Here is a 3,828-nt window from a genome sequence, read left to right on the forward strand (position 1 = left end):
CAACATTAATGTGACTGACAAACCGCTATCGCGAGCAAGCTCGGCTCCTACAGGGTTATGGTGAGTGTTCAATGGCCGTGACTTCGGCCCACATGTGAATGCTCAACCTCTGTCGCCACAACCCCGCCACTCACCTCCAACCGCTGCAAAATCCCGCATTGATCGACATCCGGCCCTTCGCCGCAGCGTTGGCGCAGGTCGAGCAGTTGTGCCTGCAAGGCCAGCAGACCGTCGATCCGTGCTTTCACATGATGGATATGCTCGTCGATCAACGCGTTGACGCTTTCGCACTGATCCTGCGGACTGTCACGAAGCGCCAGCAGGCTGCGGATTTCTTCGAGGGTCATGTCCAGGGTGCGGCAATTGCGGATGAAGGTCAGGCGTTCGGCGTGGGCCTGGGTGTAGACGCGGTAGTTGCCATCGCTGCGGGCCGGCTCCGGCAGCAGGTTTTCGCGCTCGTAATAGCGGATCGTTTCCACGGCGCAATCGGTGAGTTTCGCCAGTTCTCCGATCTTCATGACGACAATCTCCAAAAGGGTGCTTGACCCTATAGTGGCTACAGGGTCTTTACTTGGCAACAGGTACTCTTATGGACGCAACCAATGAGCGATTCCCTGCACAGCCACAAACCTGACGATGCTTGCTGCAGCAGCAAGCTCAAGCCCGTGCCCAAACACGTACATGGCGGCCATGGTGATTCCTGTTGCTCGACGAAAGCCGAAGCGCCCGCGCTGATCCAGTTGAGCGAAGCGCCAAGCGCCGATGCGCGGCTGAGCCGTTTTCGCATCGAGGCCATGGACTGCCCGACCGAGCAGACGCTGATTCAGAACAAACTAAGCAAACTGACCGGGGTGCAGCAGCTGGAGTTCAATCTGATTAACCGCGTGCTCGGCGTCACTCACAACCTGCCGGGCACCGCGCCGATCATCGACGCCATCAAATCCCTCGGCATGCAGGCCGAGCCGTTGGAGCAGGGCGTCGAGGCACCGGCACCGGCCCCAGAGAAAAAAGCGTGGTGGCCATTGGCGTTGTCCGGCGTTGGTGCGTTGGTGGCTGAAGTGATCCACTTCACCAGTGCCGCGCCGAACTGGGTGGTGGCGATCATCGCACTGGCCTCGATCCTCAGCGGCGGCCTCGGCACCTATAAAAAGGGCTGGATTGCCCTGAAGAATCTCAATCTGAACATCAATGCGCTGATGAGCATTGCGGTGACCGGCGCGATCCTCATCGGGCAATGGCCGGAGGCGGCGATGGTGATGTTCCTGTTCACCGTGGCCGAGTTGATCGAAGCCAAATCCCTGGACCGCGCGCGCAATGCCATCAGCGGCCTGATGCAGATGACACCGGAGCAAGCGACGGTATTGCAGGCCGATGGTAGTTGGGTGGCGCAAGACGTGAAAGCCATCGAGCTCGGTGCGCGGGTGCGGGTGCGTCCCGGCGAACGCATTGCGCTGGATGGTGAAGTATTGGCGGGCAACTCGACCATCGATCAGGCACCGATCACCGGTGAAAGCCTGCCGGTGGAGAAAACCATCGGCGACAAAGTGTTCGCCGGTACGATCAATCAGGCCGGTTCGCTGGAATATGCCGTGACGGCGGCAGCGAACAACTCGACCCTGGCGCGGATCATCCACGCCGTCGAACAGGCTCAGGGCGCGCGGGCTCCAACCCAGCGCTTCGTCGACAGCTTCTCGAAAATCTACACGCCGGCCGTGTTTATCCTGGCGCTGGCGGTCGCGGTGATTCCACCGCTGTTCATGGATGCGTTGTGGTTCGACTGGATCTACCGCGCCTTGGTGTTGTTGGTCGTCGCCTGCCCCTGTGCACTGGTGATCTCGACGCCAGTGACCATCGTCAGCGGCCTCGCGGCGGCGGCGCGCAAAGGCATTCTGGTCAAGGGCGGCGTCTATCTGGAGAGTGGCCACAAGCTCGATTACCTGGCGCTGGATAAAACCGGCACCATCACCCACGGCAAACCGGTACAGACCGATTACCTGTCGCTCGACCCGACGGCGGACGAATCGGCCCCGGCCATTGCCGCCGCGCTGGCCGCACGTTCGGACCACCCGGTCTCGCTGGCGATCGCCAATGCAGCTGTGGATAAACAATACGCGCCGCTGATTGTGGATAACTTCGAAGCGCTGGGCGGTCGCGGGGTGCGCGGCGAGATCAACGGCCAGCTCTACCACTTGGGCAACCACCGCTTGGTTGAAGAGTTGGGCCTGTGCTCGCCGGCATTGGAAGAAAAGCTGTTCGCCCTGGAAAAACAGGGCAAATCCGTGGTGTTGCTGCTCGACCGCTCCGGCCCGCTGGCGCTGTTCGCCGTGGCTGACACGGTGAAGGAATCCAGTCGCGAAGCGATCCGGCAATTGCACGCGTTGGGCATCAAGACCCTGATGCTCACCGGCGATAACGTCCACACCGCGCAGGCGATTGCTGCGCAAGTCGGCATCGACGAGGCCAAGGGCGATCTGTTGCCCACCGACAAATTGCAGGCGATCGAAGCACTGTATGCGAAAGGGCATAACGTCGGCATGGTCGGCGATGGCATCAACGATGCGCCGGCGCTGGCGCGTTCCGAGATCGGTTTCGCCATGGCCGCCGCCGGCACCGATACCGCCATCGAAACCGCCGATGTCGCCCTGATGGACGACGATCTGCGCAAAATTCCGGCATTCATTCGCCTGTCGCGACAGACCTCGAGCATCCTCAAGCAGAACATTGCCCTGGCATTGGTCATCAAGGCGATCTTTCTTGGGGTAACCTTCGCCGGGCTCGCTACCATGTGGATGGCAGTGTTTGCCGACATGGGCGTGAGCCTGTTGGTGGTGTTCAATGGTTTGCGCCTGTTGCGCAAATAAAGGATGAGGGACGGTTGTGCTGAGTGCCGAGCTGAAGGCGTTTTACATGGTTGCCCGTCTGGGCAGCATTACCCAGGCAGCGAAAAAGCTCGGCCTGAGCCAGCCCACGGTGACGACGCAGATCCGTAACCTTGAAAGCCAGTATTCGGTGGAGCTGTTCTACCGTGGCGGTCGTCGCCTGAGTGTCAGCGATGAAGGCGCGCGGCTGTTGCCGATGGTCAAAACGCTGATGCAGCAGGAAGCCGACATCGAGTTTTTCCTGCGCAATTGCGGTCAGGTTCAGGGCACGTTGCGCATTGCCGCCACGGCGCCGTATTACATCCTCGATCTGGTGAAGACCTTCCGCGAACGCTTGCCGCAAGTGGAGGTGTCGGTGGAAATCGGCAACTCCCAACAGGTGCTTGAAGCGCTGGAGGATTACCGCGTCGATGTCGCGGCGTCCTCGCAGTTGCTGGAAGATGCGCGGTTGATTCGCCGGGTGCTCGGCAGCGATCCGCTGGTGCTGGCGGTACATCGCAATCATCCACTGGCGGCACACGACCATGTGCCGCTCAGCGCACTGGCCGGGCATACTTTGTTGATGCGCGAGCCGGGTTCGACCACTCGCCGCATGACCGAAGAGTTGTTGGCTGGTGCCGGCGTGAGTGTCGGGCCGTTGCTGGAGATCGGCAGTCGCGAGTCGATCCGCGAGGCGGTGTTGCGCAACATTGGCATCAGCCTGATTGCCCGACAGGAAGTGCCCCACGATCCGCAACTGCGGGTGCTGACCATCGAGAATGCGCCTTTGCTGCCGGAGTATCTGTACTGCCTCAAGGAGCGAAAAAACGCACGGCTGCCGGCGGCGTTTCTGGGGTTGGCGCAGGAAATGTCTCCGGCCTGAGATTTGTAGTGCCTGTCCTGGCCTCATCGCTGGCAAGCCAGCTCCCACAGGTGTTTCCGGTGTTCACAAAATCTGTATTCACTGAAG

3 protein-coding genes are annotated in these 3,828 nt (G+C 60.7%); 2 read left to right on the plus strand and 1 reads right to left on the minus strand.

Annotation, left to right across the window (positions count from 1 at the left end; translation table 11 throughout):
- Positions 1-68 precede the first annotated feature (68 nt).
- Positions 69-518, minus strand: a complete 450-nt coding sequence (gene cadR / locus ACW9JC_RS29170) for a Cd(II)/Pb(II)-responsive transcriptional regulator (RefSeq protein ID WP_075946353.1) — start codon at positions 516-518, stop codon at positions 69-71.
- Positions 519-602: 84 nt separating this feature from the next.
- Between cadR and ACW9JC_RS29175 the strand changes: the two genes are divergently transcribed.
- Positions 603-2,861 (plus strand): heavy metal translocating P-type ATPase, encoded by a 2,259-nt coding sequence (locus tag ACW9JC_RS29175; RefSeq protein ID WP_457459376.1) that lies wholly within the window; start codon positions 603-605, stop codon positions 2,859-2,861.
- Between the two features lie 16 nt (positions 2,862-2,877).
- The gene (locus ACW9JC_RS29180) at positions 2,878-3,741 is read left to right on the plus strand and encodes a LysR family transcriptional regulator (RefSeq protein ID WP_416127723.1); all 864 of its coding nucleotides are present in this window, start codon (positions 2,878-2,880) and stop codon (positions 3,739-3,741) included.
- Positions 3,742-3,828: the final 87 nt, after the last annotated feature.

This window comes from Pseudomonas sp. SDO5591_S426 (assembly GCF_054070755.1).

What these genes read in the sequence shown, in the direction of transcription:
- ACW9JC_RS29175 (WP_457459376.1), top strand. Translation starts at nt 603, where the DNA reads ATGAGCGATTCCCTGCACAGCCACAAACCTGACGATGCTTGCTGCAGC.
- cadR (WP_075946353.1), bottom strand. Translation starts at nt 518, where the DNA reads ATGAAGATCGGAGAACTGGCGAAACTCACCGATTGCGCCGTGGAAACG.